We start from the raw sequence: 26,864 nt of genomic DNA, 5'->3' as shown, positions 1-26,864 counted from the left end.
CTTACAACGTTATAACATACTATTTTGTATTAGATATAAGTTGACGTGTGAACGGTTGAATTACCTGCGTGAATGAGCCATCAACACATTGATCCCAAGACACTTTGCAAGATTGCTCGCGCATCGCGGCCATTTGACGGATACAGTGGGGCTGCACCTGACATGGCCGAGCCGCGTATCTTTGGTGTCTGAGAAGTCCGTGCATGCGACCTGCAAGTAGCCAGAAGGATGTCCGAGTACATGAATCTAACCAAGTTCGCCATCGCGGCTAAATCGGAGTATCCACTGTAGGGCGCACGGGATACCGTCGCATCGATACCCCGCCCCCTATCAGGCGGCTGCCACCAGGCGCCACCGGCACCGCGAGGCGTGCCCACCCCCGGTGGCGCACGCGTTCGTGTCCTCGCCCTGAACGAAAAGGGGCCGCGCCGGCATGTGCGCCGGGGCGGCCCCAGGTGATCTAACCGGCGAGAGCGCCGTTACCTGCGCGTCGCGCGATAGAACTCAATCAGAGCCTTGGTGGAGGCGTCCTGCTGGCTCAGCGCCTCGTCGTCATGGAACGCCGGGGTGATCTGCTTGGCAAGCTGCTTGCCAAGCTCAACGCCCCACTGATCGTAGGAGTCGATGCCCCAAACGGTGCCCTGGACGAACGTGATGTGCTCGTACACGGCGATGAGCTCACCGAGGGCAAACGGGGTCAGCGTGTCGCCGAAAATGGAGGTCGTGGGACGGTTGCCCTCGAACACGCGAGCAGGGACGATCTGCTCGGGCGTGCCCTCGGCGCGGACCTCATCGGCCGTCTTGCCGAATGCAAGGGCCTTGGTCTGGGCGAGGAAGTTGCCCAGGAACAGCTCGTGCACATCCTGGCCCTCATCGACGAAGGGGTTGGAGGTGTTGGCAAAGGCGATGAAATCGGCAGGAACCACGACGCTGCCCTGGTGCATCAGCTGGTAGAACGCGTGCTGGCCGTTGGTGCCGGGCTCGCCCCAGAAGACCTCACCGGTGTGGCACGTGACGGGCGTACCGTCCCAGCGGACGTGCTTGCCGTTGGACTCCATGGTGAGCTGCTGCAAGTAGGCCGGGAAACGGTGCAGGTACTGCGTGTAGGGCAGCACGGCGTGCGTGTCGGCGCCGAAGAAATTGACGTACCAGACGTTCATGAGGCCCATGAGCGCGACGACGTTCTCCTCGAGCGGCGTGTTCTCGAAGTACTCATCGATGGCGCGGAAGCCCGCCAGGAACTGCTGGAAGCGCTCGGGCCCCAGAGCGATGATGAGCGACAGACCGACGGCAGAATCAACGGAATAACGACCGCCGACCCAATTCCAGAAGCCGAAAGCGTTCTCAGGGTCGATGCCGAAATCAGCCACGAGGTCCAGGGCGGTGGAAACGGCCACGAAATGCTTGGCAATAGCCTCGGCATCCTGCTCGGCGCTGCCGTCGACGGCGCCGCAAGCGCGGAGCTGCTCGAGCATCCACGCCTTGACCTCACGTGCGTTGGTGAGCGTCTCGAGCGTGGTGAACGTCTTGGAGACGATGATGACGAGCGTGGTCTCGGCATCGAGGCCCTTCACCTTCTCGGCCATGTCGTTCGGATCGATGTTGGAGATGTAACGGCAATCGATGCCGGCGTCGAGATAGGGCTTCATGGCCTCGTAGACCATAACGGGGCCGAGGTCGGAACCACCGATGCCGATGGAGACCACATGCTCGATCTTCTTACCGCTGACGCCCTTCCACTCACCGGAGCGGACGCGATCGGCAAAGGCGTACATGCGATCGAGGACCTCGTGAACATCGGCAACGACATCCTGGCCGTCGACGATGAGCTCGCCCTTCTGGCTGGCGGGACGGCGGAGGGCGGTGTGCAAGACGGCACGGTCCTCCGTAGTGTTGATATGCTCGCCGGAGAACATGGCGTCACGGCGCTCCTCGACGCCGCAAGCGCGACCCAAGTCTACGAGCAGCTTGAGCGTCTCATCGGTGACGAGGTTCTTGGACAGGTCGAAGTACAGGTCACCGGCACGATAGCTGAGCTTCTCAACGCGATCGGGATCGGCGGCGAACCAATCCTTCAGGCTGATGCCCTTCTCCACGAGCTCGTCGTGGTGCTTCTGAAGAGCCACCCACGCAGGGGTCTTGGTTGCATCGATGGGAGCGGAAATCGCCATGTGCGTCCTCCTTAAATGACTGCATACACGAACATCTCCATTCTACCGCTAGCAGGCGCGGGCGGCTCCGCCACCCTCCTCAAAAGAATGGCAAAACGGCCCTCGCTCTCGGCCCGGATCATCCCAACCGAAAGCGAGGGCCGCGAAAGAGACGTCATTTGAAAGGACGCTATGCCTTCTTGAAGTACGCCACCGCAATGGCGCCGGGGCCGACATGCGTACCGATTGTCGCACCGACCATAACCGAGGGAACGTCCTGCTCGGCAATACCGCCCTCCCACACGGAGCGGCTGTCCTCGAGGTACTTGCGCAGGAGCTTATCGGAAAGACCGGTGTAACCGACCATGACGGGCATATCGAAATCAATGCCGCCCGCGCTCTCGAGCTGCTGGCGCAGCAAGTTGCGACCATTCTTGGAGCCACGGGCCTTGCCCAGGATCGCGACCTCGCCGTCGGCGACGGTGATGACCGGCTTGATGGAGAGCATCTCCCCCAGAGTGCCAGCAGCGGCGGAAATGCGGCCACCGCGCTTCAGGTACTCGAGGGTGTCGAGCAGGGCGACCAAACAGACGCGGTCAGCGGCGACCTCGACAGCAGCGGCGACCTCGGCTGCCGAGCGGCCCTCTTCGACCAAACGGAGTGCGTAATCGACTAGGATGTGCTGACCGACCGTCACGCTCTTGGTGTCAACGACATGCACCTCCGTAGACCCATCGGCCTGCGAGGCGGCCGTGACAGCGCTCTGATGCGTACCGGACAGCTTGCTCGAAAGCGCCAGAATCACCACATCGTCGCCCGCCTCCTGGGCGCGGGAGATCGCCTGCGAGAAAGCATAGGGATTGACCTGGCCGGTCGTCGGGAACTCATCGCCCTCGACGAGCAGCTCGTAAAAACGCTCGCGCGTGAGGTCTACGTCGGCGCTGTAGGTCGTCTCGCCAAAAGCAATGGAAAGCGGTAGGACGTCGAGATTCGGATGTTCGCCCGGCAGGCAATCGGAACCGGAATCGGTGATAATGCGGACAGCCATCATATCCCCTTTCATGGTACTTAATGAACAGTTTCCGCGAAAGTGTACCGCTATCTCACGGCATCACCAGACATTCATATTGTCGCAGGCGGCACCTAGGCGCGGGAGAAGAAGGCAACCGCAATGCCGCCGGGGCCCACATGGACGCCGATTGCGGCTCCGACCTGGGAGATCGGAAGATCCTCTTCGGCGATGCCACCCTCCCACACATCGCGGTACTCCTCGAGGTACTTGCGGAGCGTCTTGTCCGAAAGGCCCGAATAGCCCAACGCTCCGGGCATGTCGAAGTCGATACCACCGACCTTCTCGATCTCCTGATGCAGCAAGGTGCGGCCCTTCTTCGAACCGCGTGCCTTGCCCAGCACGATGACCTCTCCATCCGTCACGGTGATCACGGGCTTGATGGACAGAAGCTCGCCCACCGTACCTGCGGCGGCGGAGATGCGCCCGCCGCGCTTCAGATACTCGAGGGTGTCCACCAAACCAACGATGCGCACACGGGGCACCGACGCCTCCAGGGCATCGGCGATCTCATTGGCCCCAAGTCCCTCGTCAACCAGCTGCAGCGCGTACTGCACGACGATCCGCTCGCCGAGCGTCATGTTCAAGCTGTCGACAACGCGAACGGTGTCGAGCCCCGCCTCACGGGCGGCAGTGGCCGCCATGCACGCATTTTGATACGTACCGGACAGGCGACTGGACATGGTAATGATCACCACGTCCTCGCCTGCCTCGCGAGCGCGCTCGAGGGCTTCTTGGAACAGGAACGGCGTCGCCTGGCCGGTGCTGGGAAACTCTTCGCGCTCAGCGAGCAATTCGTAAAACTGGTCGTACGTGATGTCCACACCCTCACGGTACACATCGTCGCCGAACGCGACCGTCAGCGGCAGGACCTCGAGAGCGGGATGGTCGGACGACTTGTACTCAGAACCGGAATCCGTAATGATGCGAACGGGCATGAACTCACTCCAAACGAGCAGGTGGCACAAATAATCCGCAGAACCGTACCATCCGACGAACACCCTCACACACACCCCATGAAAACCGCTCGGGGGTTTCACATAACAGGCTTTCGCGCCTTATCTCGCATCCCCTTCCACCGATACCATGGAAAGCGTGGGGGCGTATCGCCCATCGACACCGAGGACGTCTCGCACCAAGCGCAGGAACAAACCTGCGTCGCACATGTCCTCCGCGCGCAAGTCATCCGGATGCAGAGCCCCCGGCCCATCTACGCGAGTCGCATCAGGGTCGGCCCGATCGTACAGGTGAACTTGTCCGACTACTTGCCACAGGCCGTCCACGCATGCGATGCGCTCCGCAATGGTTCCATTTCTCCAACGCACATTCTTGCATAACGCGCCATCGCACACCTCATAGCGACGGTCAGTCCCCACATCGAGCAACATCGCCCGACTGGTCTCCGGCTCCTTATCGAGTATGGCGAAGCGCGCGAAGAACTGCGTCTCATCGATCTGCCTCAGATGGTCAACCGTGGATTCTAAAGTGCCCTCAGGCGGCGTTTCGACATACAGCTGCAAGGGCGTCTTGCCTTCACGCAATGGACGCTCGAACAGAACCCATTCGGTGAAGCACATATTGACCATCTGAAGTCGCCGAAAATCCTGTTCGGGACCGTATAGGCACGCGGGCATGACAATCCGCTCGAATTCGTCGGCGGCCGCATCCCTCCACCCCTCCCTTCGCTCGCCCCAATACTCCGCCATCTGGGCGACTTCCCTCTCGATCTCAGCCGGGTCCGCCATGGGCGCTCCTTTCGCCTCGTCCGTTCGCATCACCATCAGGCTACGAGCGCGAAAGCATGGAGAAGGCCCCGAGACGAACATGGCGGCAGTGCCCCTGAAGGATGTCGCAAACATATCCGAATGGGTTCCCGAACGAGACCCGATGCATCTGAAATACGCAGCTCAAAAGATCGGCCGTTCAGCCCCAATATGCGAAGAACACCCCTCCCACCATGAAGAGCCCATCATGGTGGGAGGGGTGCCTATACCAATTATCGTCGTCTCAACGGACGGACTCGCAAGAAGCCGAGCGCCGTCGGCGGCTACCGCTTACGCTACCTGCGCCCGCCACGGTCCCCTGGACGGCGGCCGGAGCGCGGAGCACCAGGGCGCTGCTCGTAGGAGCTGCCACGACCCCCTCGTGCGGAATTCCCGGGCTGACCACCTCGACCGCCACGGCCGCCACGACCACGACGCTCGGAGGGCTCATCGTAATTGCGCCAGGCATCGCGACCGGAGCGGACACCGCGATTGCGAGCGGAGTCACCGCGGTCGGAACGCGGACGGTCGGCGCGGTCCTCTCGACCGGAGCGACGGCGATCGTCGCGGCATGAGCGCTCGGGGCGGGAACGATCGTCCTCGCGCTTGCGGCCGTTGGCAAGGCCGCCAGAGCGAGCAGCCCCCTTCTTGGAGGGCCTGGAAGTGGATCGATCCTGGGACGCGGCGCGCTCTCCGCGAACCTCGGACGCAGTCAGGAGCTCAACGGGCTCGGAAGCCTCCTCGGCATGGACACGGGTCTTGCCCGGGCGCTTGCGACGCGAGGGCTTGGGGGTGTCCTCTTTGGCCCCCTGGGTGGCCTTTGGAGCCACATCGGGGCGCTTGGAACCGCTGGAGCGCTCGGCCTTCGCGCGGGCAGTGGCCTTGCGACGGCGCTTCTTCTCCTTCTTGCCAGCGGGTGCCTTCGCGGGGACGCGGTCGGGATTGACCTCGGGGGCATGAGGGCCGAGCTCAAGGCCATCGGCATCGAAGATCTCGGCGGTCTTGCCCATGAGGGCCTCGATGTCGTAGAACCCGTCCACATCATCGACGGTCACGAACGTCAGCGACCAGCCCTCCTCGCCGGCACGGCCCGTGCGGCCGATGCGGTGGATATAGTCGACCGGGTCCTCGGGAACGTCGAAGTTCACCACGTAGCGGACATCGGAGATGTCGATGCCGCGGGCGAGCACGTCCGTGGCGACCAGCACGTCGCACTCACCAGAGCGGAAGGCCTTGAGGGCGCGCTCGCGCTGGGCCTGGCTGCGGTCGCCGTGGATGGCGGCGCAGGTGATGCCAGCGCGGGCGAGGCGGCGGCTGCAGGCGTCGGCGCGGTGCTTGGTGCGGCAGAACACGATCACGCGATTGGATCCCTCGCGCTTGAGAACATCCGCGAGCAGCGCGTTCTTGGATTCGAGGGACACCGGGAGCACGTACTGCTCAACCGTGTCGGCCGTGGAGGTGACGGGCGCGATCTCGACACGGGCGGGATCGGTCACCAAGTCGGTGATAGAACCCACGGCCTGCTCATCCAAGGTCGCGGAGAACAGCAGGGTCTGACGGTCGTCGCGCGTATAGCTCACGATGCGGCGGACGGCGGGCAGAAAGCCCATGTCGAGCATGCGGTCGGCCTCGTCGAGGACGAGCACCTGCACCTGGTCGAGCGAGCAGGCGCCCTGGTCGATGAGGTCCTGCAGGCGACCGGGGGTAGCGATGAGGATGTCGCAGCCGCGCTTGAGTTTGTCGCGCTGCGGGTTGTAGCTCACGCCGCCCACCACGGTGACGCTCGTGTGCCCGGTTCGACGGGCGATCGCTCGACAGACCTCCTCGATCTGCTGGGCGAGCTCGCGCGTGGGCGTGATGACGAGCATGAGCGGGCCCTGGGCGGCAACGCGGCCGCGAGCGCGAGAGCGGGGCACGTGAGGCAGGTTGTTCATGGTGGGAAGGAGGAAGGCGGCCGTCTTACCCGTGCCCGTCTGAGCGGCGGCGAGAACATCCTCCCCATCGAGGGCATGCGGAATCGAGGCGGCCTGAACCGGAGTCGGGGCGGTGTAGCCCATGTCGGCGACGGCGGAGAGAACCTCCTCGGAAAGGCCGAGGTCGGCGAAAGACGGGGCCGGAGCCTCGGAGGAAGTCGCATCGAATTCGGTGACGTTGATGGAAGTCAAAATGGTCCATTTCCGCGCGGCAAGCGGCAGCAGCGGCACCCGACATGGGTGCGCTCGCCAAACCGTCCGCGCTGTGGGGTCGATATGCACAAGTGGCGCGCGGGCCGGTCCGCGCGGTGGAGCGTGTTCGCCAACGGCATTGACGCGAACACGTGGAGCAGATTCCACCGCAGGTAAGTATACGGGCTGCAGATGTGCAATTTGGGGACGGGTGCAAATTACACATCAGCCCAACAGGCTTATAGCCCGCATTAGCATTCCGCCGTTGCAGAACCGACCGACAAAACGACAACCGCCGCTTGCCGTATGCGCGATTTGGCCGCATGTGCAATTTGCACCCGTCCCCAAATTGCACATTCCGGGCATAGACACCCCTGGGGGGTGGGGTATACTGAGACTCGATAATGCTACGAAAGGAGCTGCACATGGCTCACCAGACATTCGATGTACGCGGCATGACCTGTGCGGCGTGCCAGGCACATGTCGACCGCGCCGTGGGCAACCTCGAGGGCGTCTCGAACGTCGCCGTGAATCTGCTCGCCGGCTCCATGGCCGTCGACTACGACGAAAACGCCGTCGACGCCGATGCGATCTGCGCCGCCGTCGATCGCGCGGGCTACGCAGCCTCCCCCGTCGAGGCGGGCGGCAGCGCGGGCACCGGCGCCTCCGCGGCCGCTCCGCGCCTGGAGTCTCCCACCAAAAAACTCGAGGCCCAGGCACGCGCCATGCGTGGGCGCCTCATCGTATCCATCGCCTTCCTCATCCCGCTGTTCTACCTCGGCATGGGTCATATGCTCGGCTGGCCGCTTCCCGCGTTTTTCGGAGCGCCCGAGAACATCATGAACGTGGCGCTCACCGAGCTGCTGCTGCTCGCACCGATCGTCTACGTCAACGACTCGTACTTCATCAACGGATTCAAATCGCTCATCCACGGCGCGCCCACCATGGACGCCCTCATCGCCATCGGCTCGGCGGCCAGCATCGGCTGGTCGATCGTCGGCATCTATCGCATCGGGGCAGCCCTCACCGCGGGCGACCCGCATGCCGCGCACATGGTCGGCATGGACAACCTCTACCTCGAGAGCGCAGGCACCATCCTGGCGCTCGTCACCGTGGGCAAGTATATGGAGACGCGCAGCAAGTCCAAGACGGGCGGCGCCATCGAGCGTCTCATCGACCTCGCCCCCAAGACCGCAACGGTCGTCGGCGAGGACGGTATGCAAACCACTGTGAACGCCGATGACATCCAGCTCGGCCAGACCATCCTAGTGCGTCCGGGCGAGGCGATCCCCGTCGACGGCGTGGTACTGGAGGGCTCCTCGGCCGTGGACGAAAGCGCGCTGACCGGCGAGTCCATGCCGGTGGAGAAGCGCATCGGCGATACCGTGAGCGCCGCCACCGTCAACCGCACCGGCTCCTTTACCTTCCGCGCCACACGCGTGGGCGCCGACACCGACCTCGCGCGCATCATCCGCCTGGTCGAGGACGCCAACGCCACCAAGGCCCCCATCGCACGCCTGGCCGACAAGGTCGCCGGCGTGTTCGTGCCTGTCGTGCTCGCCATTGCCGCCGTCACCTTCGTCGTGTGGCTCATCGCCACGGGCGGCAACGTGAACGAAGCACTCACCTCGGCCGTCGCCGTCGTGGTCATCAGCTGCCCGTGCGCCCTAGGCCTCGCCACGCCCGTCGCGATCATGGTAGGAACCGGGCGCGGTGCCGAGATGGGCATCTTGTTCAAGAGCGCCGAGGCACTCGAGACGCTGCACGGCGTTCGTGCCGTGGTCCTCGACAAGACGGGGACCATCACAGCGGGCAAACCGACCGTGACAGACGTCATGCCCGCCCGCCGCGCAGACGGTTCGCCCGTCATGAGCGAAAAGGCACTCATGAAGCTTGCCGCCGCCCTCGAGCGCACCAGCGAGCACCCACTCGCGGAGGCCATCATGGCACGGGCCGATGAGCTGGGAATCGTGGCCCGTACCGTCCAAGACTTCGCAGCCATTCCAGGCCGAGGCGTGACGGCACGCGAGGGTGCCAACGCAATCGCCGCCGGCAACGCCGCCCTCATGGACGAGCTGGGCGTGCCCGTCGATCGCGCCGCCCTAGACGAGCTCGCCCGCGCGGGCAAAACGCCGCTTCTCTTCGCCAAGAACAGCGAGCTCGTGGGCATCATCGCAGTCGCCGACGACGTCAAAGCAACGAGCGCGACGGCCATAGCCGCCCTCGGCAAGCTCGGCATCCGCACCATCATGCTCACGGGTGACAACGAAACCACCGCGCACGCCATCGCCGCGAAAGTCGGCGTGAGCGAGGTCATCGCCGGCGTCATGCCCGCCGACAAAGAGCGCGTGGTGCGCGAGCTGCAGGGCGACGGAAACACGGTCGCCATGGTGGGAGACGGCATCAACGACTCCCCCGCTCTGGCACGCGCCGACGTGGGGCTGGCGATCGGCGCGGGCGCCGACGTGGCAAAAGAGGGCGCCGACGTGATCCTCATGAAGAGCGACCTCATGGACGTCCCGCGTGCGATCGAGCTCTCCCGCGCCGTCATCCGCAACATCAAACAGGACCTGTTCTGGGCGCTGTTCTACAACGCCCTCGGCATCCCGCTCGCCGCCGGCGTGTTCTACCCGCTGCTCGGCTGGCAGCTCTCGCCCATGTTTGGCGCCGCGGCCATGAGCCTGTCGAGCCTGTGCGTGGTGGGCAACGCCCTGCGCCTGAGGACCTTCCAGTCCAGGCACATCGACCAACCGTCTCAATTGGGGACAGGCACCGATTGAGACGTCGGAACGCAATCGTATGAAAAATGTCTCAATCGGTGCCTGTCCCCAATTGAGACGAAGAGAGAGGAACAACCATGAACTACATCATCAAGACCGAGGGCCTCATGTGCGGCCACTGCGACGCCACCGTCGAAACGGCGCTGCTCAACGTCGCAGGCGTGACCGACGCCGACGCAGACCACGAGACGCAGACCGTGACCGTCGAGTGCTCCGATGACGTCACGCCCGAACAGCTCGCCGAGGCCGTGAACGGCGCGGGCGAGAAATTCCGCGCTCTGTCCGTGCAGGAAGCGTAACCGCCCATGATGGCCGACCGTGATAAGACCATGCGCCTGCTCAAGACCGCCCGCGGCCAGATCGAGGGCATCATGAAGATGGTCGAGGAGGACCGCTACTGCATCGACATCTCAACGCAGCTCATGGCAACGCAATCCCTCATCGGACGCATCAACGCCGACGTCCTCAAGGCCCACATCGGAGGCTGCGTGCAGCAGGCAGTCGCCCAGGGAACGCAGGCCGAGCGTGACGCCAAGCTCGCAGAAATCGAAGCCATCGTGGAGAAGCTGGCGAAATAGGGGTATCGTGGTAGCGCGGCGCCCGGATACGGGTACCGTGAGACCATGATATGGACGGCGTTCGCGCAGCGGGCGCAGACAGGGAAAGGCACCCATGAACGATTTCATGAAAGACCGCTACGGAGTCGACGAGCTCACCTGCGTGCTCGGCGGCGCAGGTATGCTGCTCGCCCTCATCGGCACCATCGCAAACCTCGACCCGCTGACGTGGATCGCGCTCGCAATCGTGCTGCTCGCGCTCGCGCGCGCGTTCTCCAAGAACATCACCGTACGCTGCAACGAGAACAACGCGTTCCGCTCCTTCTCCGAGCGCGTCCCCGTGCTGGGCAACCTCGTTGCACGCCTTGGCTCCATCACCCCTGCCGGTCGCAACGCCTCCGGCGGCCCCACTGCCTCCGCCGCTCCCAACATCGAGTACGAGCGCGCGAAGCGCACCGCCCAGAAGATGTGGAAGGAGCGCAAGACCTCGCGTTTCCTCAAGTGCCCCAACTGCGGGCAGATCTTGTCCGTGCCCAAGGGCAAGGGCAAGCTCCGCGTGACCTGCCCGCGCTGCCGGGCCAAGATGGAGACGAAGTCCTAGCCTCGCAAGCCGCAACGGCACTTCGCCATCGTCATTCCCATGGACGCGCAACGGGCCGCAGGCCGCACCCAGGGCGCACAGACGGTTGAAAACCTACCGCCCGCCGAATGACGCGTGGCCCTTGCCGAATACCACGCATGAACCCCCTCGCAGATGCGGTACTAATACCTCGATGCAATGGTAAAACGTTTTTCGCGACGCACTTTGACATGCACGCGCATATCCAGGGCGGCACGGCAGCCCTCCGCAGCGCTCAAGTGCATCGAGAAATCGATACCGAACCCCATCCTGAGGAGGATCACAATGGCTACTGATTCCGTCACCAAGGTTCTGGAGGGCTACGGCGTCCATGCCGGCGCAGACTCCATCCACCTCGACATGGTTCCCGCCGAGCTCGTCGAGGAGGCGCTCGCTCATCATGAGGGCAAGCTCGCGTCCAACGGCTCCCTCGTGGTCGAAACCGGCAAATACACCGGCCGCAGCCCCAAGGATCGCTTCGTGGTGGACACCCCCGACGTGCACGACACCATCGCCTGGGGCAACGTAAACGTTCCCATCTCCCAGGAAAGCTACGAGAAGGTCCGCGACGGCGTTGCGGCATACCTCGGCGAGCGCGACCTCTACGTCGTGCGCGGCCTCGCCGGCGCCGACCGCGCCCACGCCCGCAAGTTCATGGTCGCCTGTGAGCGTGCCAGCCAGGCCCTGTTCATCACGCAACTCCTCGTCCGCCCCACCGATGAGGAGCGCGCCGCCTACGGCGAACCCGATTTCACCATCCTCGCCGCCCCCGGCTACAAGTGCGACCCCGCGATCGAGGGCCTGAACTCCGAGGCCGCCGTGCTCGTGAACTTCGCCGAGCGCGTCGTGGTCGTGGCCGGCACCGAGTACTCCGGCGAGATCAAGAAGTCCGTCTTCTCCGTCATGAACTACCTGCTCCCCGTCGAGGACAAGGTGCTGCCCATGCACTGCTCGGCCTCCATGGACCCCGAATCCCGCGACACCGCCGTGTTCTTCGGCCTGTCCGGCACCGGCAAGACCACCCTCTCCGCCGACCCCAAGCGCCTGCTCATCGGTGACGACGAGCACGGCTGGGCCATGGGCGAGGGCATCTTCAACCTCGAGGGCGGCTGCTACGCCAAGTGCGACGGCCTCACCGAGGAGCGCGAGCCCGAGATCTTCCGCGCCGTGAAGTTCGGCGCCCTGTGCGAGAACGTGATCTTGAACGAGCACCGCGAGCCCGATTATGCGGACGTCTCCCTCACGCAGAACACGCGCGTCGGCTATCCCGTCGAGCACATCCCCAACAGCTGCCTCGAGGGCGCGGGTGGCGAGCCCACCGCGGTCATCTTCCTCACCTGCGATGCCTTCGGCGTGCTGCCCCCCATCTCCCGCCTGTCCGCAGACGCTGCCATGTACCACTTCGTGAGTGGCTTCACCTCCAAGGTCGCCGGCACCGAGCTGGGCATCAAAGAGCCCGTCCCCACCTTCTCGGCCCTGTTCGGCGAGCCGTTCATGCCGCTCGACCCCATGGTCTACGCCGACATGCTCGGCGAGCGCATCGCCTCCGGCAAGACCCGCGTCTACCTGGTGAACACCGGTTGGGTCGAGGGCTCCTACGGCGTTGGTCACCGCATTCCGCTCGACTACAACCGCATCAACGTCAACGCAGCGCTCGACGGCACGCTCGAGCAGGCCGAGTTCATTCACGACGATGTCTTCAACCTGGACATCCCCACCAGCTGCCCCGGTGTTCCCGATGAGGTCATGGTCCCGTGGAAGTGCTGGTCCAGCAAAGAGGAGTACGACGCCACGGCCAAGAAGCTCGCCGGCATGTTCCAGGAGAACTTCGAGAAGAAGTACGCCCACCTGCCCGAGAACGTGAAAAACGCCGGCCCGCGCGCCTAGTGCCCGCGTAAAGCCAACGCAATGGAGCCCCGTGCATCCACCTGCACGGAGCTCCATTTTCATACATCTATCCCCACCGCTCAGGCCGTGGGGCATAATCCCTTCGACCGTGGTTCCGCTGCGCTCCACAAAAACGCGCTGCGGGGAAACCCTCCGGCGCCTTCCGGCTGCGCTGCCGTAGCCCAGGCCCTGGAGCATATTCCCGCAGACCGTTTCTGTGAAGCGAAGCGGAACCACGGTCGAAGGGATTATGCGCAAGGGCCTGGGCGACTGGATGACAGACGGGCGCTAGAGCACAGCACCACCCAGACCAAGTGCGGCCATCAGCACCACGAACACGACCGCGATGGGCAGCACGCGGGAAAGCAGCTTGCCCTCGGCACCGGTGACCTGGACGGCGGCCATTCCGATGGCGAGCGACTGGGGTGAAATCATCTTGCCCGCGCCGACACCGAGGGAGTTCAAGGCCACGATCCAATACGGGTCCATGCCCAGGGCCTCGGCGGCCTGCAGCTGCACCGATCCGAACAGCAGCCCCGAGCTCGTACCGGAGCCCGTGACGAACGCGCCGACCGCGCCGATGACCGGGGCCATGAGCGGGAACAGTGAGCCGGTGACGGCGATGCAGAAGGAGGAGACCGCGCCGATCATCCCGGCGTAGCCCATGACCTTGGCGCATCCGAGGACGGCGAGCATCGTGATGACCGTGGGCATCATCTGCTTGACCGTGGCCACAAGCACCTCGCCCATCACGCGCGGCGTCGCGCCTTGGATGAGCCCGCCCACGAACGCGGCGATGAAGATCCACACGCCCGGCGTGTTCACCCACATGAACGTGACAGTCGAGGGGTCGGCGCCGCTAAAAATCGTGACGGAACCCGAGAACTGAGCGAGCCAGGCGTTGACCGCGGGCACGAGCTTGGACGTCAACAGCAGCAGCACGAAGATCAAGATGAAGCAGGACCAGGCACGCAGGGCGCGACGGGGCGTGACGCGCTCGGCGGCGTCCACGTGCATCTCAAACTCGGGCGCGACCGTCTTTTGACGGCGGGCAAGCATGGCGGTGACGAGCAGGGAGCACAGCGAACCGACCACGACCGTGAGCTCGGGGCCGACAAAGGCGGCGACCACCAGCGACGGCAGCGCATACGCGACGCCCGAAGCCAGAGCGATCATACCCGCACCGCGCAGACGGGCGGCCAGGCCAAGCTTTGCCGAGGCATCGTTCGCAGGCTCCGCCGCGATCATGACGATGATGAAAGGCACGATGACGAAGAAGGGGGCGATCTGCAACATCTCGGTGAACGCGAGCTGAATGGGATCGAGACCCGTGAGGCCCGCGAGGGATACCGTGGGAACGCCGACGGAGCCGAAGCAGGTCGGGACGCCGTTGGCGACCAGGCAGACGAGAACGGCCTGCAGCGGCGGGAAGCCAAGGGCGGCGAGCATGCCGGCGGGAATGGCGACGGCGGTGCCAAAGCCGCTCATGCCCTCCATGAAACCACCGAAGCACCAGGCCACAAGCAGCGCGAGCACGCGACGGTCACGAGAAAGCGAGGTGATCATGGAGCCGATCACGTCCATGGCCCCCGTGCGCACGCACAGGTTGTATGTGAACACCGCAGCGATGATGACGAGGACGATAGGCCACAGTGCCATGACGAAACCCTCGATGCTCGCGGTAGCGACCTCGATGGCGGGCATGCCCCACCAAGTGAGCGCCAATCCGCAAGCGATGACGAAGGACCCGATGGCGGCCTTCCACGCGGGAAGGTGCAGCGCGATGAGCGCAACGACCAACCAGATAATGGGTAACAATGCCAATACGAATGGAACAGCAAGGGCAGCGATTGACACGGCGACTCCTAACGATCTCCGATGTACTATGTCCGATCTCACGGGCGGCGGTAATGCCGCGCGACGCTCACGGCGACTTCCCCCGTCACCGCTCACGCTGAAACATCGTACCATTCAGCAGGCTCGGCATTGACATTTTCAACCCCCGCATCCTGCTTGCAACCCAGCCCCGCCGCGAAGGCCCACCCCGCGCCGAGACGACCGATTGGAGGAACCGTGCCCCTGCACCCTCTCGACAACCTGCGCGACAAGGTCCGCTCGCTCCACGAGCGGCACGAACGCAAGCGCAGCGTGACGTTATTCGGAAACCCGCACGCGAGCACGGCCGCGCAGGCGGGGAAAGCCGCCGACGGCCCCTCCAAACACGAACCCGGCCCGATCGCGCGGCTGGTCGACGCATGGTGGACACGACTGATCGCCGCCGTTTACGACGGCGGCCTTGCCTCGCAGGAAGCCGAGTACGGCAGCGGGGAGACCGCACGCGATTACCTGTGGAACACCGTGGGCACCGGCGCATGGGGCATGGTCTTCCCGGTGCTGACCGTCGTGGCAACCCAGCTCGTAGGCATCAAACAGGCGGGCATGTTCTCCATGGCGTTCGCCGCGGGAACCCTCTTGATGTTCCTCTCGAACTTCGGCGTGCGCACCTATCAGGTATCCGATATCGACGAGAAGTGCTCGTTCGCCTCATATCAGGCGCAACGCTGGCTCACCTCCCTGCTGGCGCTTGCGGCGGGCCTGTTGTACTGCACCGTTCGTGGATACGATGCCACCATGCTCATGCTCTCCATCGGCATCTACATCTACAAGATCGTCGACGGACTCGCCGATGTGTACGAAGGACGGTTGCAACAGGCGGACAAGCTCTACCTCGCCGGCATCAGCCAGGCGCTCAGGTCGGTCTCGGTCATCATCGCCTTCAGCGTACTGTTGTTCATCACGCGCAGCATCGCCCTGGCGGGCGCGGTCGCGGGCCTGGTGGCCGTCGCCACCCTCATCCTGGTCACGATTCCGCTCGCCCTTCTGGAAACCGAAGCCTCGAGACGCATGAGCCCGTTGGAGATCGGCGGGCTGTTCCGTCACTGCCTCCCGCTCTTCTCGGCCCTCTTCATGTTCAACCTCATCGAGAGCGTGCCCAAGTTCGCCATGGAGGGCATGCTCCCCTACGACAGCCAGCTGTACTTCAACGCGCTGTTCTTCCCCGCCCAAGGCATCCTGCTCGCCGCCGGGTTCCTGTACAAGCCGCAACTGCTGAGACTCGCCAACATCTGGTCGAACCCTCGCAGGCGCCGCAAATTCGATCTGATCGTCCTGGCAATGATCGCCGTCATCACGCTCATGACCGCCGGCACGCTCGTGTTCATGGGCTGGCTGGGGATACCGATCATGAGCTTCATGTACGGTGTGGATTTTGAGGCGTATCGCGGAATCGCCTACCTGATGATCGTCGCGGGCGGCGTGAGCGCGGCGATCGATTTCCTCTACGCCATCATCACGGTGCTGCGCCGGCAGAGTTCCGCCACCAAGCCCTACGCGATCACCTTCGCGTTCTCCCTGGTGGTCCCCACCGCGCTCATCTGGCTCATGGGCCTTACCGGCGCCGTGGCGGGATACCTCGCCTCTATGGTCCTGCTTCTCGCGCTGCTGTCGATCGAGTACCACCGCATCAGGCAGGACCTATCCGAGAAAAACCGTTCTCCGTTCCATGCATAGAACTGTTCCGGCGCATGGCGGCCTCACGGCGCCGGTTTACTCGCCCTCCTCGATGTTGGCGAGCCACACGCAGCGATCTTCGAGGCGCATAATGCCCACGCGGCCGCTGGGATGGCCCGCTGCGGCGGAGCAATCGATGCAGACGCGATCCGCGACGCCGCCGGTGTCACGCGAGCAGCCGACCTCGACCATCACACCGCGCAGGTCTTCGTCGACCCCCGGCCCGCACATGAGCGAGGCGTAACGCGGCATCGAGATCGAAGGGGTGTGCCCCGCAACCACCACCGGCCCCAAGCCGCTCGTGCCAACCAGGCCCGTCGGCGTCGACCAAAACTCACGCCTGATCCACAGCAGGTCGCTCACGTCCTGCTCGATCATGGCTGCGAGCAGATCGTCCGGGGTCGCCGCGGCATACCCTGCCGCCTCGCTGCGAGAGACACCGAGCGCATCCAGGGAGGCCCGAAGGCGCGGCGCGTCCACGCCGGCATGGACAAGCAGGTGGCTCCTGCGATCGCCCCGCGCCGCGGAAGGTCTGCGATCATCGACCTCCACCACCGCGAACGTGGGCAGGTTCACGAGCCAGTCCATAACGTCCACATAGCGATCGCGCGGCAATTGCTCGAGCTGCTCGTAGGTGGTGTAGCCGCCGTTCATGTGCCAGGTCAGCTTGTCGCGCTCGTCACCGCACTTGAGCGACTCGTAGAGCATCTCCTCATGGTTGCCCATGAGCACGCGCACATTCGGGAGCGCGCGGACCATGTCGATCACGCCCAACGGGTCGGGGCCGCGATCGACCATATCGCCGAGCACAAAGACGGTGTCGCCCGAACCGGGCTGCGCAAGCTCGAGGGCGCGGTCGAAGGCGCGCGCATGCCCGTGGATGTCCGAGACGACGAAGATGGCCATCTGTACCCCTTAAAGGTCAACTTGAACGTTAGGGTTATTGTACCGCGCTTCGCACTCGAGGCCGCGCTCATCCAGTCGAAGGCGCATCATGTAAACAAATGAACGCTTCGACCAATACCGACACAACAAGCACTTTATGATGCTAAAGTCTTAGCAATGGCACGACATCCGAGAGAGGTCCCACCATGGCACGCGTACACAACTTCTCAGCCGGCCCCGCCGCACTACCCCAATGCGTCCTGCGCGAAGCGCAGGACGAGCTTTTCGACTACGCCGGAACCGGCATGTCCGTGCTGGAGATGAGCCATCGATCCGAGGCGTATCGCGCCATCATCGAGGATGCGGAGACCACCTTGCGCCGCTTGCTCGACATCCCGCCTTCCTACCGTGTGCTGTTCCTGCAAGGCGGTGCGACCCTGCAGTTTGCGGGCATCCCGTTGAACCTCATGCGCCGGGGACGAGCCGGATACGTGGTGAGCGGCAATTTCGCCAAGCTCGCCTGGCGCGAAGGGTGCAAATACGGGGACGCCGAGGTGCTTGCGAGTAGCGAGGCCACGAACTTCGACCGCATCCCCGAGCTCGGCGCGGTCGAGAATCGCGCGGCATCGGGTGACCTCGACTACGTTTACATCTGCCAGAACAACACCATCTTCGGAACGCAGTTCCACACCCTCCCCGACTGCGCGGACACACCGCTCGTCGCCGACGTGTCAAGCTGCTTCCTATCCGGTCCGCTCGACATCGAGCGCTACGGCCTGCTGTTCGCCGGCGCGCAGAAAAACGCGGGGCCCGCGGGCGTGACCGTGGTGATCGTGCGCGAGGACCTCATCGCAAACGGGCCGGCTCGCGCCGACATATGCCCCACCTACCTGGATATGCGCATCCAGGCCGAAAAGGGCTCCATGTACAACACACCCAACACCTTTGGCATCTACCTGTGCGGCAAGGTCTTCCGCTGGATCGAGCAGACCGACGGGCTCGTCGCCATGGCGCAGCGCAACCGAGCAAAGGCCGACCTGCTCTACCGCACCATCGACGATAGCGACCTCTTCCAGGGCACGGCAGACCCCAAAAGCCGCTCCATGAGCAACGTCACCTTCCGCACGTGCGACGCCGAGACGGACGAGGCCTTCATAGCCTATGCCCGGGAGCGCGGCATCGAAGGTATCAAGGGCCATCGCATGGCGGGCGGCTTGCGAGCAAGCATCTACAATGCCGTGACCATGGACTCCGTCGGCGCGTTGGCAACATGCATGCGCGAGTTCGAGGCCTCCCGAGGCGGCCGATCTATCTAGGGGCTCGACGCCCCATTCATTCTGCTTCGTCAGCACCATTTGTTATTTCTGCTACGGAACGCAAGGACGGCACCCATGAGGTCCGCCGCGAGTTTCCGCACGAGCCGAAGAGCCCAGTGGGCTCTTTGTGCGAGCAGGACTGTCTGAGCGCCGGACCCCATGGGTGCCGGTCGCCGGGATACGGAGGAACTCACCATGCGATATATCAAGACCATCGATGACATCACCAAAGACGGACAGGTCGACTTCGGAGCGGGGTACGAGCTGGTCGAACGTACCGAGGACGCGGACGCCATCCTCATGCGATCAACCGACCTGCACGGCTACGAACTCCCGGCGGGCATCCGCGCCATCGGACGCTGCGGCGCGGGCGTGAACAACATCCCCATCGAGGAGTACGCGCGACGGGGCGTCGTGGTGTTCAACTCCCCAGGCGCCAACGCCAACGCCGTGAAGGAGATCGTCATCGCCATGATGATCATGTCGAGCCGCGGAATCGTCCAAGCCATGCAATGGGTGCGCGATAACGCCGACGACCCCGACATCCTCGTGGATGCCGAGAAAGCCAAGAAGGCGTTCGTGGGGCGCGAAATCCGTGGCAAACGCGTGGGCGTGGTGGGCCTCGGCAACGTGGGGTCCCGCGTGGCAAACGCCTGCGTGGAGCTCGGTATGGACGTCTTTGGCTACGACCCGTTCATCTCAGTCGAGAACGCCTGGTCACTCAATCGCGAAGTCCAGCGCGTGGGCACGCTCGAGGACCTCTGCCGTGGATGCGACTACCTCACCTTGCACGTGCCTGCAAAGGCAGATACCGTCGGGATGATCTCAACCGACCAGCTCGAGCTGCTCGCGCCCGGTGCGGTGCTCGTCAATTTCGCACGCGAATCCATCATCGACGAGGACGCGGTCGACGCCGCACTGCGCGCCGGCAAGCTTTCCTGGTTCGCCTGCGATTTCGCCACGCCCAAGACGGTTCGCATGCCGCGGACCTTCATCACCACGCACTCGGGCGCAGGCACCAAGGAGGCCGAGGCGAACTGCGCGGACATGGCCATCTCCGAGCTCAAGGACTATCTCGAGAACGGCAACATCGCCCATTCGGTCAACTACCCGACCTGCTCCATGGGCAAGGCCCGGGCCGCGAGTCGCATCGGATGTCTGCACGCAAACGTGCCCAACATGATCGGTCAGATCACCGCCGTCCTCGCGAAAGACAACGCCAATGTGCAGCGCATGGTCAACGAGAGCGCCGGCGAGAATGCCTACACGATGTTCGACACCGACGAGCACCTCGACGAGGCCACCATCGCAGCACTGAGAACGATTCCGTCCATGTATCGCGTGCGCGTCATCAAATAAAGCGCAGAGCGCCTACGCCCCGAGCTCTTCCACCGCGCGCGGAGCGCCCGGGGCGAGGCCGCTTTCGGCGGGCTCGAACCCCTCAAGCGAGGAAAGGCCGCGGGCAACCAGGGCGCTCGCCGCGCTCGAGACGTTCTCGATGGGGGTATCGCCGCCCATCATGATCCATTGCCGGTACGCCGACAAAATCCCGCCGAACACGAACGAGAGGTAGTAGTCGAGCTGATCGGAGCGAACGCTCGCCGGGATCATGCAGTAGCGCTCAAGTTCCTCATACATGGACTGCTTGATGCAGGTGAACATCAGGTCAAAGGGAACGCACTCGAACACGCGCCGCTTGAGCGAGATGTTCTCCATGATGGCCCTGTTCACCATCTCGAAAAACACCTGGATGCGCACGGCAAAGCCGCCTTGCCCGCTCTCCCCCGTGCACGCCAGCAACCCGTGCGTGTTCTCCACGATATCGGCGATATGGCTATCGAGCACATAGGCGAGCAGGCCGTCGATCGACCCGAAGTGCTTGTAAAAGGTCTTGCGGTCCACATCGGCCTTACGCGCGATGTCGGTGACCGTGATGTCCTCATAGGCCTTCTCCGCCAGCAGGTCCTCGAACGCCGCGACCATAGCCGCACGCGAGCGGAGCACGCGACGGTCGACGCGCTCGCACTGGGACGCGGACGGCGCGGACGCCTTTGAGGCGCCCCGCTCCTCGACCATCCTCAAACGGCACCCATCCATACCCTTTGCTCCTCTACAGTTCGCATCCTTTGAGGCAAAACCCACATCTACCTGCACTTCGTTGAATAGACACAGTTATTTATTCCATATTTGTAGAATATACCACAGCTGTTACCATTCACGACAAGGCGACGCGGCGAGTCGATCCTCCGTCTTCGCGACTCGAACTGTAGGCATGCCCCGCGTCGCCTCCAGTGCGTCGAAAGAAGGAACAGCATGGCACTCACACAAGCGGCGGAACGAGCGGCCCTCAACAAAATCATCGACTATCTCGAAGAGGACCCCGAGAAGAACATCGACACCATCATGACGCTCGTGGACAAATTCGTTCCCGAGCATGTGCTCCCCTCGCAACGCCGAGCCTTCGACACCGCGATCCGCGAGCGCAACAACTGGTATCGACTCATGATGCGCATCTTCGACCTCAACCCCGAAGTGCGCACCAAGCTGCTCAAGACGCTCATCGTGGACTGCAGCGTCCTGGCATGGCCCTACCAGGAAAAGATGCGCGAGAAGCATCAGTGCAACATCCCGTACGCGATCCTGCTCGACCCCACGAGCGCCTGCAACCTGCGTTGCACGGGCTGCTGGGCGGCTGAGTACGGACATGCGCTCAACCTTTCCTTCGAGGACATCGACTCCATCATCTGCCAAGGCAAGGAGCTCGGCTGCCATATCTACATCTACACCGGCGGCGAGCCGCTCGTGCGCAAGGATGACCTCATCCGCCTGTGCGAGAAGCACCAGGATTGCGCATTTCTGTGCTTCACCAACGCGACCCTCATCGACGAGGCGTTCTGCCAGGAGATGATCCGCGTGGGCAACTTTGTTCCCGCCATCTCCGCCGAGGGCGACGAGGGAACGACCGACGCCCGCCGCGGCAAGGGCACGTACGCCAAGATCGAGCGCGCCATGGACCTGCTTCGCGAAAACGGCCTGCCGTTCGGCATCTCCTGCTGCTGGACGCGCGAGAACGCCGACGCCGTGGCCACCGAGGCGAACATGGACTGGATGATCGAGAAGGGCGCGCTGTTCTGCTGGTACTTCCACTACATGCCCGTGGGAGCCTCCTCGCCCGCCTCGCTCATGCCCACTCCCGAGCAGCGCGAGCGCATGTACCACTTCGTGCGTGACATGCGCTCCAAGAAGGAGCTGTTCACCATGGACTTCCAAAACGATGGCGAGTTCGTGGGAGGCTGCATCGCCGGCGGCCGCCGCTACCTGCACATCAACGCCGCGGGTGACGTCGAGCCCTGCGTGTTCATCCACTACAGCAACGTCAACATCCACGACGTCACGCTGCTCGAGGCCCTTAAATCGCCGTTGTTCATGAAGTACTACGAGAACCAACCGTTCAACGACAATCACCTGCGGCCCTGCCCCATGCTCGAGAACCCCTACGAGCTCGGCCGGCTCGTCGCCGAATCCGGTGCGCACGGAACCGACCTGGTGGAACCGGAGACCCCGGAGGACCTCCGCCGCAAGACCGTTGCCGGCGCGGCGGCGTGGGCGCCCGTGGCCGAGAAGATCTGGAACGACGAGAACGATCCCATGTACACCAAGCGTCTCGAGGGTATGCAGCAGGGTATGGCAGATACCGACCTTGAGAAGTTTGAGCGCCTGGGGCACTTCGGCGATTGCCAGAACGAGAAATAGCGCAGGCCGCACTCGCGATGGTGCACCCAAGACAAAACGGGTAGGAATTCGCACGCGGCGAGACCGGCTTTTCGGCACCACGCGGCGACGCTCGCGAAAGCGGGACTCGAGTTTACGCCGAGCCCCGCTTTTTTCATCCATCGTGGCGCAGGCGGGGTACGATAACGCCATATGTGATCGACCCGCGCGAGAGGACCGTCCATGAGAGCGCTTCCCTTCCCTTGCATTCGCCCCGTCCCCGAGCACGCCGCCGAGGTGGCAGCTCTTCCCTATGACGTCTTTGACCGCGGCGAGGCGGCCGAGTACGTCGAGGGCAGGCCGCTCTCCTTCTTGAACATCGACCGACCCGAGACGCAGTTTCCCGCTGATCAGGACATGTACGCACCAGAGGTATACGCGCGAGGAGCGGAGCTGCTGCACGAGCGCCTCGCGGACGGGACCTTCGTGGAGGACCGCAACCTGGCGTATTACATCTACCGCCTTGCCTGGGAGGGACGCGTGCAGACCGGCATCGTCTGCGTGTGCGCCGTCGACGAATTCGAAAGTGGCGTCATCAAGCGCCACGAGCTTACGCGCGAAGATAAGGAACGCGACCGCATCGAGCATATCGAAGCGCTCGGTTGTCAGACGGGACCGATCTTCCTCACCTACCGCGACCAGCCCGTGCTCGATATGATCGTCGGCGCGGCCACGACCTCCACCCCGTTGTACGACTTCACCGATGATGAGGGCGTGCACCAGACCGTCTGGGAGGTCGTACGCCACGATGCCGTCGATGCGCTGCGTGCCATGCTCGGCACGATTCCGTGCGCCTATATCGCCGACGGGCATCATCGGGCCGCAAGCGCCGTGAAAGTTGCGCGCCGCATGCGCGAAGAAGCGCTGGCGGCAGGCACTTACACCGGAAAGGAGCCGTTCAACTACGTCCTCTCCGTCCTGTTCCCCGCCAGCCAGCTCACCATCCTGCCGTACAACCGCGTGGTTTCCGACCGCAACGGACTCGATACGTACGAGCTGCTCGAGGTGCTGAGCGGCGCAGGATTCGGCATCGTGGAGGCAGAGGGGCCGGTGGAACCGCGCGAGCACGGCGTGTTCGGGATGTACACCGACGGCACCTGGTACGAGCTGCGGGCGGACGACCCCAACCCGAGGATCTATGCCGCGGAGAATGCCGGCAACGATTTCAACGCCGAGATGGGATCGGCCGAGGATGACGAGCGCCGCAGCGGTAGGTCGAGTCAAGATGACGAAGTGGCCTCCAACCCAGCAAACTCACTTGATTGCTCAATCCTGCAAAGCTGCATCTTGTCTCCTATTTTTGGAATCAAGGACCCCCGCACCGATCCGCGCATCTCCTTCGTCGGCGGCATCCGCGGAACCGAGGAGCTTGAGTGCAAAGCGGGCGCCGAGGGCGTTGCGTTCACGATGTGCGCGACGAGCATCGACCAGTTGCTCGCTGTAGCCGACGCCGGCGAGGTTATGCCGCCCAAATCCACGTGGTTCGAGCCCAAGCTGCGCAGCGGCCTGTTCATCCATCGCATCGCGAAATAGCAATCGTTTCGCAAGGCGCTCACCTGGCAAAACCAGTGATTCGCATGGCCTCCCTTCTTCAAAAGGGAGGCCATTTTCATGTAAAACCGAGCATTTGGTCAAAATACCCTGATTGTGCGCTCAAATCCTTCCGGTTTCTGCCTTGCATATTTTCCCGCCTTCACCAATCCTGCGGTTTTGCCGCAAGCCTCCAGCCCGACAGGACAGAGCCGCTCACACGTAAAGATTCGTCTTAAGCAATCCTGGGGTTTTGTCGCCCGCGACAAAACCCTTCAGCGCACAATCAGGGTATTTTGACCACACTTCGAAAAACGTACGATGCGCGTCGCCTCAGATGCAAAAACCTATGCATGATGCAGAGCAAATAGCCGCGATTTATACATTTCGTCTAAACCCTGAATCCAGCTGGGCAAACGATACACCGGCCACAGCCCAATCAACGACAAGCTTCGAAGCACACCGGGAGTGAAATTCCTACTCCCTGAGCAAATCTCGCAACTTATCCTGCTCGAGGATCTCGACCAGCTCGAACGCGCCCTTGTCGAATGTGAAATGCATAACACTGCAGTTGCCCGGCACCTTACCGCAGCCAAAACCGCCATCGGGCACCCACTTAGTCAGAAACTCACGGCACGCCGACCCGTGACTCACCACCAAAACGCGCTCATGCCCAGGTTGCTCCATAATCCGTGCCAGGGCATCGCTCACGCGGGTACGGACGGCCATCTGTCCCTCCCCACCAAACGGAACGTAGAAGTTGCCCCAGGGAAACGGTGGCATAAGGTCGACCCGCTCCCCCTCGAAGACCCCGAAGCCCCATTCGCGCAGGTCCTCCACGCGCTCGTAAGGCATATCCACAATGCGCTCAATCGTCTGCTGGGTGCGCGTCAACGTTGAGGTACACGCATGGTCGAACGCGATCCCCTCGCGCGCAAAGTACCGCCCGATGCGCTCCGCCTGCTCCTCGCCCTCCGACGTGAGCGGGGCGTCGCACCAGCCCTGGATAACGCGCTTTTCGTTGAACATGGTCTGGCCGTGTCGAACCAGATACAAATCACCGCTCATCGAAGCCCCCACTCGATGCGACGTCATGTTTACTGATGTCGCATTTGCTCATATCAATGTGTTCCGATTGTATCAATCGATGAGCTGACAGCGCTCGCAGGGCCCCAAGGTATCCCTTTCCTTTCGCATGGGTAGGATTACATATGTACGTTATTTAGCTTATGTCGATTGGAGCGGCCATGAGAGAATTCATCGACGACGAGGGCGAACGGCACATCGACCCCTTCTGCTTTGACGAGTTCGGAATGATCGACCGTGGTGTCAAGGCGATCAGGTTCCTATACGGCGTAACCGGAGCAGTCGGGCTTATCGGCGGCGCCGCCCTGCTCATCTGGCCCGTGAAGACACTCGTGGTGCTCGCTGTCATCCTCGGAGCGTACTTCATTATCGCAAGCGTCGTGCGCATCGGCGTGGCCGTGGGCACGCCCTTCATGCCCGCAGGCTGGCGCGCGCTCAATATTCTCTCCAGCCTCTTGCTGCTCTTCTGCGGCATCATCATGCTGAAGAACCAGACCGCATCCGCTGCGGCCCTCGCGACGCTCGCAGCCATCGCAATCGGATTCGGCTGGATTATCGAGGGCGTGGTAACCCTCGTCGAGACGGGCATGGTGCACAACCGCGGTCTCTCCATTCTCTCCGGCGTACTGTCGATTGTCGCGGGCATCGCCGTGTTCATGTTCCCGCTCGAATCGGTCGACCTGATGATCGTCTTCTCCGGCATCGCGCTCGCGGTGCTGGGCGGCGTGTTGCTCGTCCGCGCATTCACCTTTGGAAAGATCTCACGCTAACGGCGTTCGCGACGCGCCCCGTTTGCGCATCGTCCGCAACCCAACACCGATACTCGCCGCCCGGGCCCCCGCAAAAGGCCTGGGCGGTTTTGTCTATCTGAACCCACAAAAACGACCCCTTGACCTTCACGCTACGTAAAGGTTTATCCTACGGGCGAAACGGAACGGGAGGGGCATGTGAGCGCGAACAAGGCCTATGGCATCGGAGAAGTCTCCGACATCGTGGGGGTCTCAACCCGAACGCTCAGATATTACGAAGAGGCGGGACTGCTCGTACCCGCGCGAACAGGCAGCGGATATCGCTGCTACACCCCTGCGGACCTCGACCGCTTGCAGGAAATCCTGCTCTTGCGCCACATGGGAATGAGCGTGGCGGAGATTCCAAGCGCCCTGAGCGCAACGGAAGAGGAGCGCCGGCGAACGCTCGCGCGCCACCTTGGAACGCTCAGGGCAGAACGAGAGCGACTCGATACCCTCATCCGCACCGTCGAACGCACAATCGAGCACATCGAGAAGGGAGTCCCCATGGACGATAAGGCGAAGTTCGAGGGCATGAAGCGCGACCTCGTGGAGCAAAACGAGCGCAAGCACGGCGCCGAGGTGCGCGAGCGCTGGGGCGACACCGCCGCGGACGAGACAAACCGCAAGATGCTCAACCTGAGCGAGAGCGAGTTCGAGCGCTTCCAGGAGCTGGGGCGTACGATCAACGAATCGCTCGAAGCGGCCGTAAGTGCGAATGCCGATCCCACGGGCGACGAGGGAGAACGCATCTATCGCCTCCACCGAGAGTGGCTCGGATTCACCTGGAACTTCTACACGCCCGAAGCGCACAGGGGTCTCGCGGAGATGTACGTCGCAGATGAGCGTTTCACCGCCTATTACGATGGCAACGTCGCCGGCTGCGCCGCTTGGCTACGGGATGCGATAGCCGCGCACGCGCGATAGC

Annotated in this window: 21 protein-coding genes; 12 read left to right on the top strand and 9 right to left on the bottom strand. The window is 63.3% G+C overall.

Annotated elements, in window-relative coordinates:
- Positions 1-479: 479 nt before the first annotated feature.
- The 5 genes from pgi to AOBCEHNH_RS01790 form a co-directional block, all read right to left on the bottom strand.
- Positions 480-2,171 carry a glucose-6-phosphate isomerase gene (gene pgi / locus AOBCEHNH_RS01810; RefSeq protein WP_152062909.1) on the bottom strand — a complete coding sequence of 564 codons (1,692 nt, stop codon included), beginning with the start codon at positions 2,169-2,171 and terminating at the stop codon, positions 480-482.
- 169 nt (positions 2,172-2,340) lie between these two features.
- The gene (locus tag AOBCEHNH_RS01805; protein WP_193221144.1) at positions 2,341-3,198 is read right to left on the bottom strand and encodes a DegV family protein; all 858 of its coding nucleotides are present in this window, start codon (positions 3,196-3,198) and stop codon (positions 2,341-2,343) included.
- A gap of 95 nt (positions 3,199-3,293) precedes the next feature.
- Positions 3,294-4,157: a DegV family protein gene (locus AOBCEHNH_RS01800; RefSeq protein WP_182282004.1), complete on the bottom strand. Its 864-nt coding sequence runs from the start codon at positions 4,155-4,157 to the stop codon at positions 3,294-3,296.
- Positions 4,158-4,277: 120 nt separating this feature from the next.
- On the bottom strand, positions 4,278-4,964 hold the full coding sequence (locus AOBCEHNH_RS01795) for a hypothetical protein (protein ID WP_226803187.1): 687 nt from the start codon (positions 4,962-4,964) through the stop codon (positions 4,278-4,280).
- A 314-nt stretch (positions 4,965-5,278) separates the two neighbouring features.
- A complete protein-coding gene (locus AOBCEHNH_RS01790) occupies positions 5,279-7,147 on the bottom strand; it encodes a DEAD/DEAH box helicase (protein ID WP_226803186.1) in 1,869 nt (622 codons plus the stop codon).
- A 425-nt stretch (positions 7,148-7,572) separates the two neighbouring features.
- On the opposite strand from AOBCEHNH_RS01790, the gene AOBCEHNH_RS01785 reads away from it, so the two are divergent.
- From AOBCEHNH_RS01785 to pckA, 5 genes are all read left to right on the top strand, one after another.
- Entirely contained in the window at positions 7,573-9,927 is a 2,355-nt protein-coding gene (locus tag AOBCEHNH_RS01785) for a heavy metal translocating P-type ATPase (RefSeq protein ID WP_152062907.1), read from the top strand.
- Between the two features lie 77 nt (positions 9,928-10,004).
- Complete coding sequence (locus tag AOBCEHNH_RS01780) at positions 10,005-10,226, top strand: heavy-metal-associated domain-containing protein (RefSeq protein ID WP_152062906.1); 222 nt, start codon at positions 10,005-10,007, stop codon at positions 10,224-10,226.
- Between the two features lie 9 nt (positions 10,227-10,235).
- Complete coding sequence (locus AOBCEHNH_RS01775; protein WP_226803185.1) at positions 10,236-10,505, top strand: metal-sensing transcriptional repressor; 270 nt, start codon at positions 10,236-10,238, stop codon at positions 10,503-10,505.
- Between the two features lie 94 nt (positions 10,506-10,599).
- A complete protein-coding gene (locus AOBCEHNH_RS01770) occupies positions 10,600-11,085 on the top strand; it encodes a hypothetical protein (RefSeq protein ID WP_152062905.1) in 486 nt (161 codons plus the stop codon).
- 303 nt (positions 11,086-11,388) lie between these two features.
- On the top strand, positions 11,389-12,990 hold the full coding sequence (gene pckA, locus AOBCEHNH_RS01765; protein WP_193221142.1) for a phosphoenolpyruvate carboxykinase (ATP): 1,602 nt from the start codon (positions 11,389-11,391) through the stop codon (positions 12,988-12,990).
- A gap of 288 nt (positions 12,991-13,278) precedes the next feature.
- Here pckA and AOBCEHNH_RS01760 read toward each other — a convergent pair whose 3' ends face one another.
- Positions 13,279-14,847 (bottom strand): L-lactate permease, encoded by a 1,569-nt coding sequence (locus AOBCEHNH_RS01760; protein ID WP_193221141.1) that lies wholly within the window; start codon positions 14,845-14,847, stop codon positions 13,279-13,281.
- Between the two features lie 216 nt (positions 14,848-15,063).
- Between AOBCEHNH_RS01760 and AOBCEHNH_RS01755 the strand changes: the two genes are divergently transcribed.
- Positions 15,064-16,560 (top strand): lipopolysaccharide biosynthesis protein, encoded by a 1,497-nt coding sequence (locus AOBCEHNH_RS01755; RefSeq protein WP_152062904.1) that lies wholly within the window; start codon positions 15,064-15,066, stop codon positions 16,558-16,560.
- A gap of 36 nt (positions 16,561-16,596) precedes the next feature.
- Here the strand turns inward: AOBCEHNH_RS01755 and AOBCEHNH_RS01750 are convergent, their stop codons facing one another.
- Complete coding sequence (locus AOBCEHNH_RS01750; RefSeq protein ID WP_152062903.1) at positions 16,597-17,466, bottom strand: metallophosphoesterase family protein; 870 nt, start codon at positions 17,464-17,466, stop codon at positions 16,597-16,599.
- 185 nt (positions 17,467-17,651) lie between these two features.
- Between AOBCEHNH_RS01750 and serC the strand changes: the two genes are divergently transcribed.
- Together serC and AOBCEHNH_RS01740 are read left to right on the top strand one after the other, a co-directional pair.
- Positions 17,652-18,761, top strand: coding sequence for a 3-phosphoserine/phosphohydroxythreonine transaminase (gene serC / locus AOBCEHNH_RS01745; protein WP_152062902.1), 1,110 nt, complete (start codon positions 17,652-17,654; stop codon positions 18,759-18,761).
- Positions 18,762-18,956: 195 nt separating this feature from the next.
- Positions 18,957-20,120, top strand: a complete 1,164-nt coding sequence (locus AOBCEHNH_RS01740) for a phosphoglycerate dehydrogenase (RefSeq protein ID WP_039910310.1) — start codon at positions 18,957-18,959, stop codon at positions 20,118-20,120.
- 12 nt (positions 20,121-20,132) lie between these two features.
- Here AOBCEHNH_RS01740 and AOBCEHNH_RS01735 read toward each other — a convergent pair whose 3' ends face one another.
- Positions 20,133-20,858 (bottom strand): TetR/AcrR family transcriptional regulator, encoded by a 726-nt coding sequence (locus AOBCEHNH_RS01735; RefSeq protein ID WP_152062901.1) that lies wholly within the window; start codon positions 20,856-20,858, stop codon positions 20,133-20,135.
- A 216-nt stretch (positions 20,859-21,074) separates the two neighbouring features.
- Between AOBCEHNH_RS01735 and AOBCEHNH_RS01730 the strand changes: the two genes are divergently transcribed.
- Positions 21,075-22,514: a radical SAM protein gene (locus AOBCEHNH_RS01730; RefSeq protein ID WP_152062900.1), complete on the top strand. Its 1,440-nt coding sequence runs from the start codon at positions 21,075-21,077 to the stop codon at positions 22,512-22,514.
- 201 nt (positions 22,515-22,715) lie between these two features.
- Positions 22,716-24,065: a DUF1015 domain-containing protein gene (locus tag AOBCEHNH_RS01725; protein ID WP_152062899.1), complete on the top strand. Its 1,350-nt coding sequence runs from the start codon at positions 22,716-22,718 to the stop codon at positions 24,063-24,065.
- A gap of 474 nt (positions 24,066-24,539) precedes the next feature.
- On the opposite strand, the gene AOBCEHNH_RS01720 is transcribed toward AOBCEHNH_RS01725, so the two are convergent.
- Entirely contained in the window at positions 24,540-25,130 is a 591-nt protein-coding gene (locus AOBCEHNH_RS01720; RefSeq protein ID WP_226803184.1) for a histidine phosphatase family protein, read from the bottom strand.
- A 179-nt stretch (positions 25,131-25,309) separates the two neighbouring features.
- Between AOBCEHNH_RS01720 and AOBCEHNH_RS01715 the strand changes: the two genes are divergently transcribed.
- On the top strand, positions 25,310-25,918 hold the full coding sequence (locus AOBCEHNH_RS01715) for an HdeD family acid-resistance protein (protein ID WP_152062897.1): 609 nt from the start codon (positions 25,310-25,312) through the stop codon (positions 25,916-25,918).
- Positions 25,919-26,095: 177 nt separating this feature from the next.
- A complete protein-coding gene (locus tag AOBCEHNH_RS01710) occupies positions 26,096-26,863 on the top strand; it encodes a MerR family transcriptional regulator (RefSeq protein ID WP_152062896.1) in 768 nt (255 codons plus the stop codon).
- Position 26,864: the final 1 nt, after the last annotated feature.

It is taken from the genome of Collinsella intestinalis (genome assembly GCF_902501455.1).
Lineage (GTDB): Bacteria > Actinomycetota > Coriobacteriia > Coriobacteriales > Coriobacteriaceae > Collinsella > Collinsella intestinalis.
Note: the sequence above shows the minus strand (reverse complement) of the source record. Positions and strands in the feature narration are given on the sequence as shown.

Bases quoted from the DNA above. Each gene is read 5' to 3' on its own strand.
- pgi (WP_152062909.1), bottom strand. From the start codon at position 2,171: ATGGCGATTTCCGCTCCCATCGATGCAACCAAGACCCCTGCGTGGGTG.
- AOBCEHNH_RS01805 (WP_193221144.1), bottom strand. From the start codon at position 3,198: ATGGCTGTCCGCATTATCACCGATTCCGGTTCCGATTGCCTGCCGGGC.
- AOBCEHNH_RS01800 (WP_182282004.1), bottom strand. From the start codon at position 4,157: ATGCCCGTTCGCATCATTACGGATTCCGGTTCTGAGTACAAGTCGTCC.
- AOBCEHNH_RS01795 (WP_226803187.1), bottom strand. From the start codon at position 4,964: ATGGCGGACCCGGCTGAGATCGAGAGGGAAGTCGCCCAGATGGCGGAG.
- AOBCEHNH_RS01785 (WP_152062907.1), top strand. From the start codon at position 7,573: ATGGCTCACCAGACATTCGATGTACGCGGCATGACCTGTGCGGCGTGC.
- AOBCEHNH_RS01780 (WP_152062906.1), top strand. From the start codon at position 10,005: ATGAACTACATCATCAAGACCGAGGGCCTCATGTGCGGCCACTGCGAC.
- AOBCEHNH_RS01775 (WP_226803185.1), top strand. From the start codon at position 10,236: ATGGCCGACCGTGATAAGACCATGCGCCTGCTCAAGACCGCCCGCGGC.
- AOBCEHNH_RS01770 (WP_152062905.1), top strand. From the start codon at position 10,600: ATGAACGATTTCATGAAAGACCGCTACGGAGTCGACGAGCTCACCTGC.
- pckA (WP_193221142.1), top strand. From the start codon at position 11,389: ATGGCTACTGATTCCGTCACCAAGGTTCTGGAGGGCTACGGCGTCCAT.
- AOBCEHNH_RS01750 (WP_152062903.1), bottom strand. From the start codon at position 17,466: ATGGCCATCTTCGTCGTCTCGGACATCCACGGGCATGCGCGCGCCTTC.
- serC (WP_152062902.1), top strand. From the start codon at position 17,652: ATGGCACGCGTACACAACTTCTCAGCCGGCCCCGCCGCACTACCCCAA.
- AOBCEHNH_RS01740 (WP_039910310.1), top strand. From the start codon at position 18,957: ATGCGATATATCAAGACCATCGATGACATCACCAAAGACGGACAGGTC.
- AOBCEHNH_RS01735 (WP_152062901.1), bottom strand. From the start codon at position 20,858: ATGGATGGGTGCCGTTTGAGGATGGTCGAGGAGCGGGGCGCCTCAAAG.
- AOBCEHNH_RS01730 (WP_152062900.1), top strand. From the start codon at position 21,075: ATGGCACTCACACAAGCGGCGGAACGAGCGGCCCTCAACAAAATCATC.
- AOBCEHNH_RS01725 (WP_152062899.1), top strand. From the start codon at position 22,716: ATGAGAGCGCTTCCCTTCCCTTGCATTCGCCCCGTCCCCGAGCACGCC.
- AOBCEHNH_RS01720 (WP_226803184.1), bottom strand. From the start codon at position 25,130: ATGAGCGGTGATTTGTATCTGGTTCGACACGGCCAGACCATGTTCAAC.
- AOBCEHNH_RS01715 (WP_152062897.1), top strand. From the start codon at position 25,310: ATGAGAGAATTCATCGACGACGAGGGCGAACGGCACATCGACCCCTTC.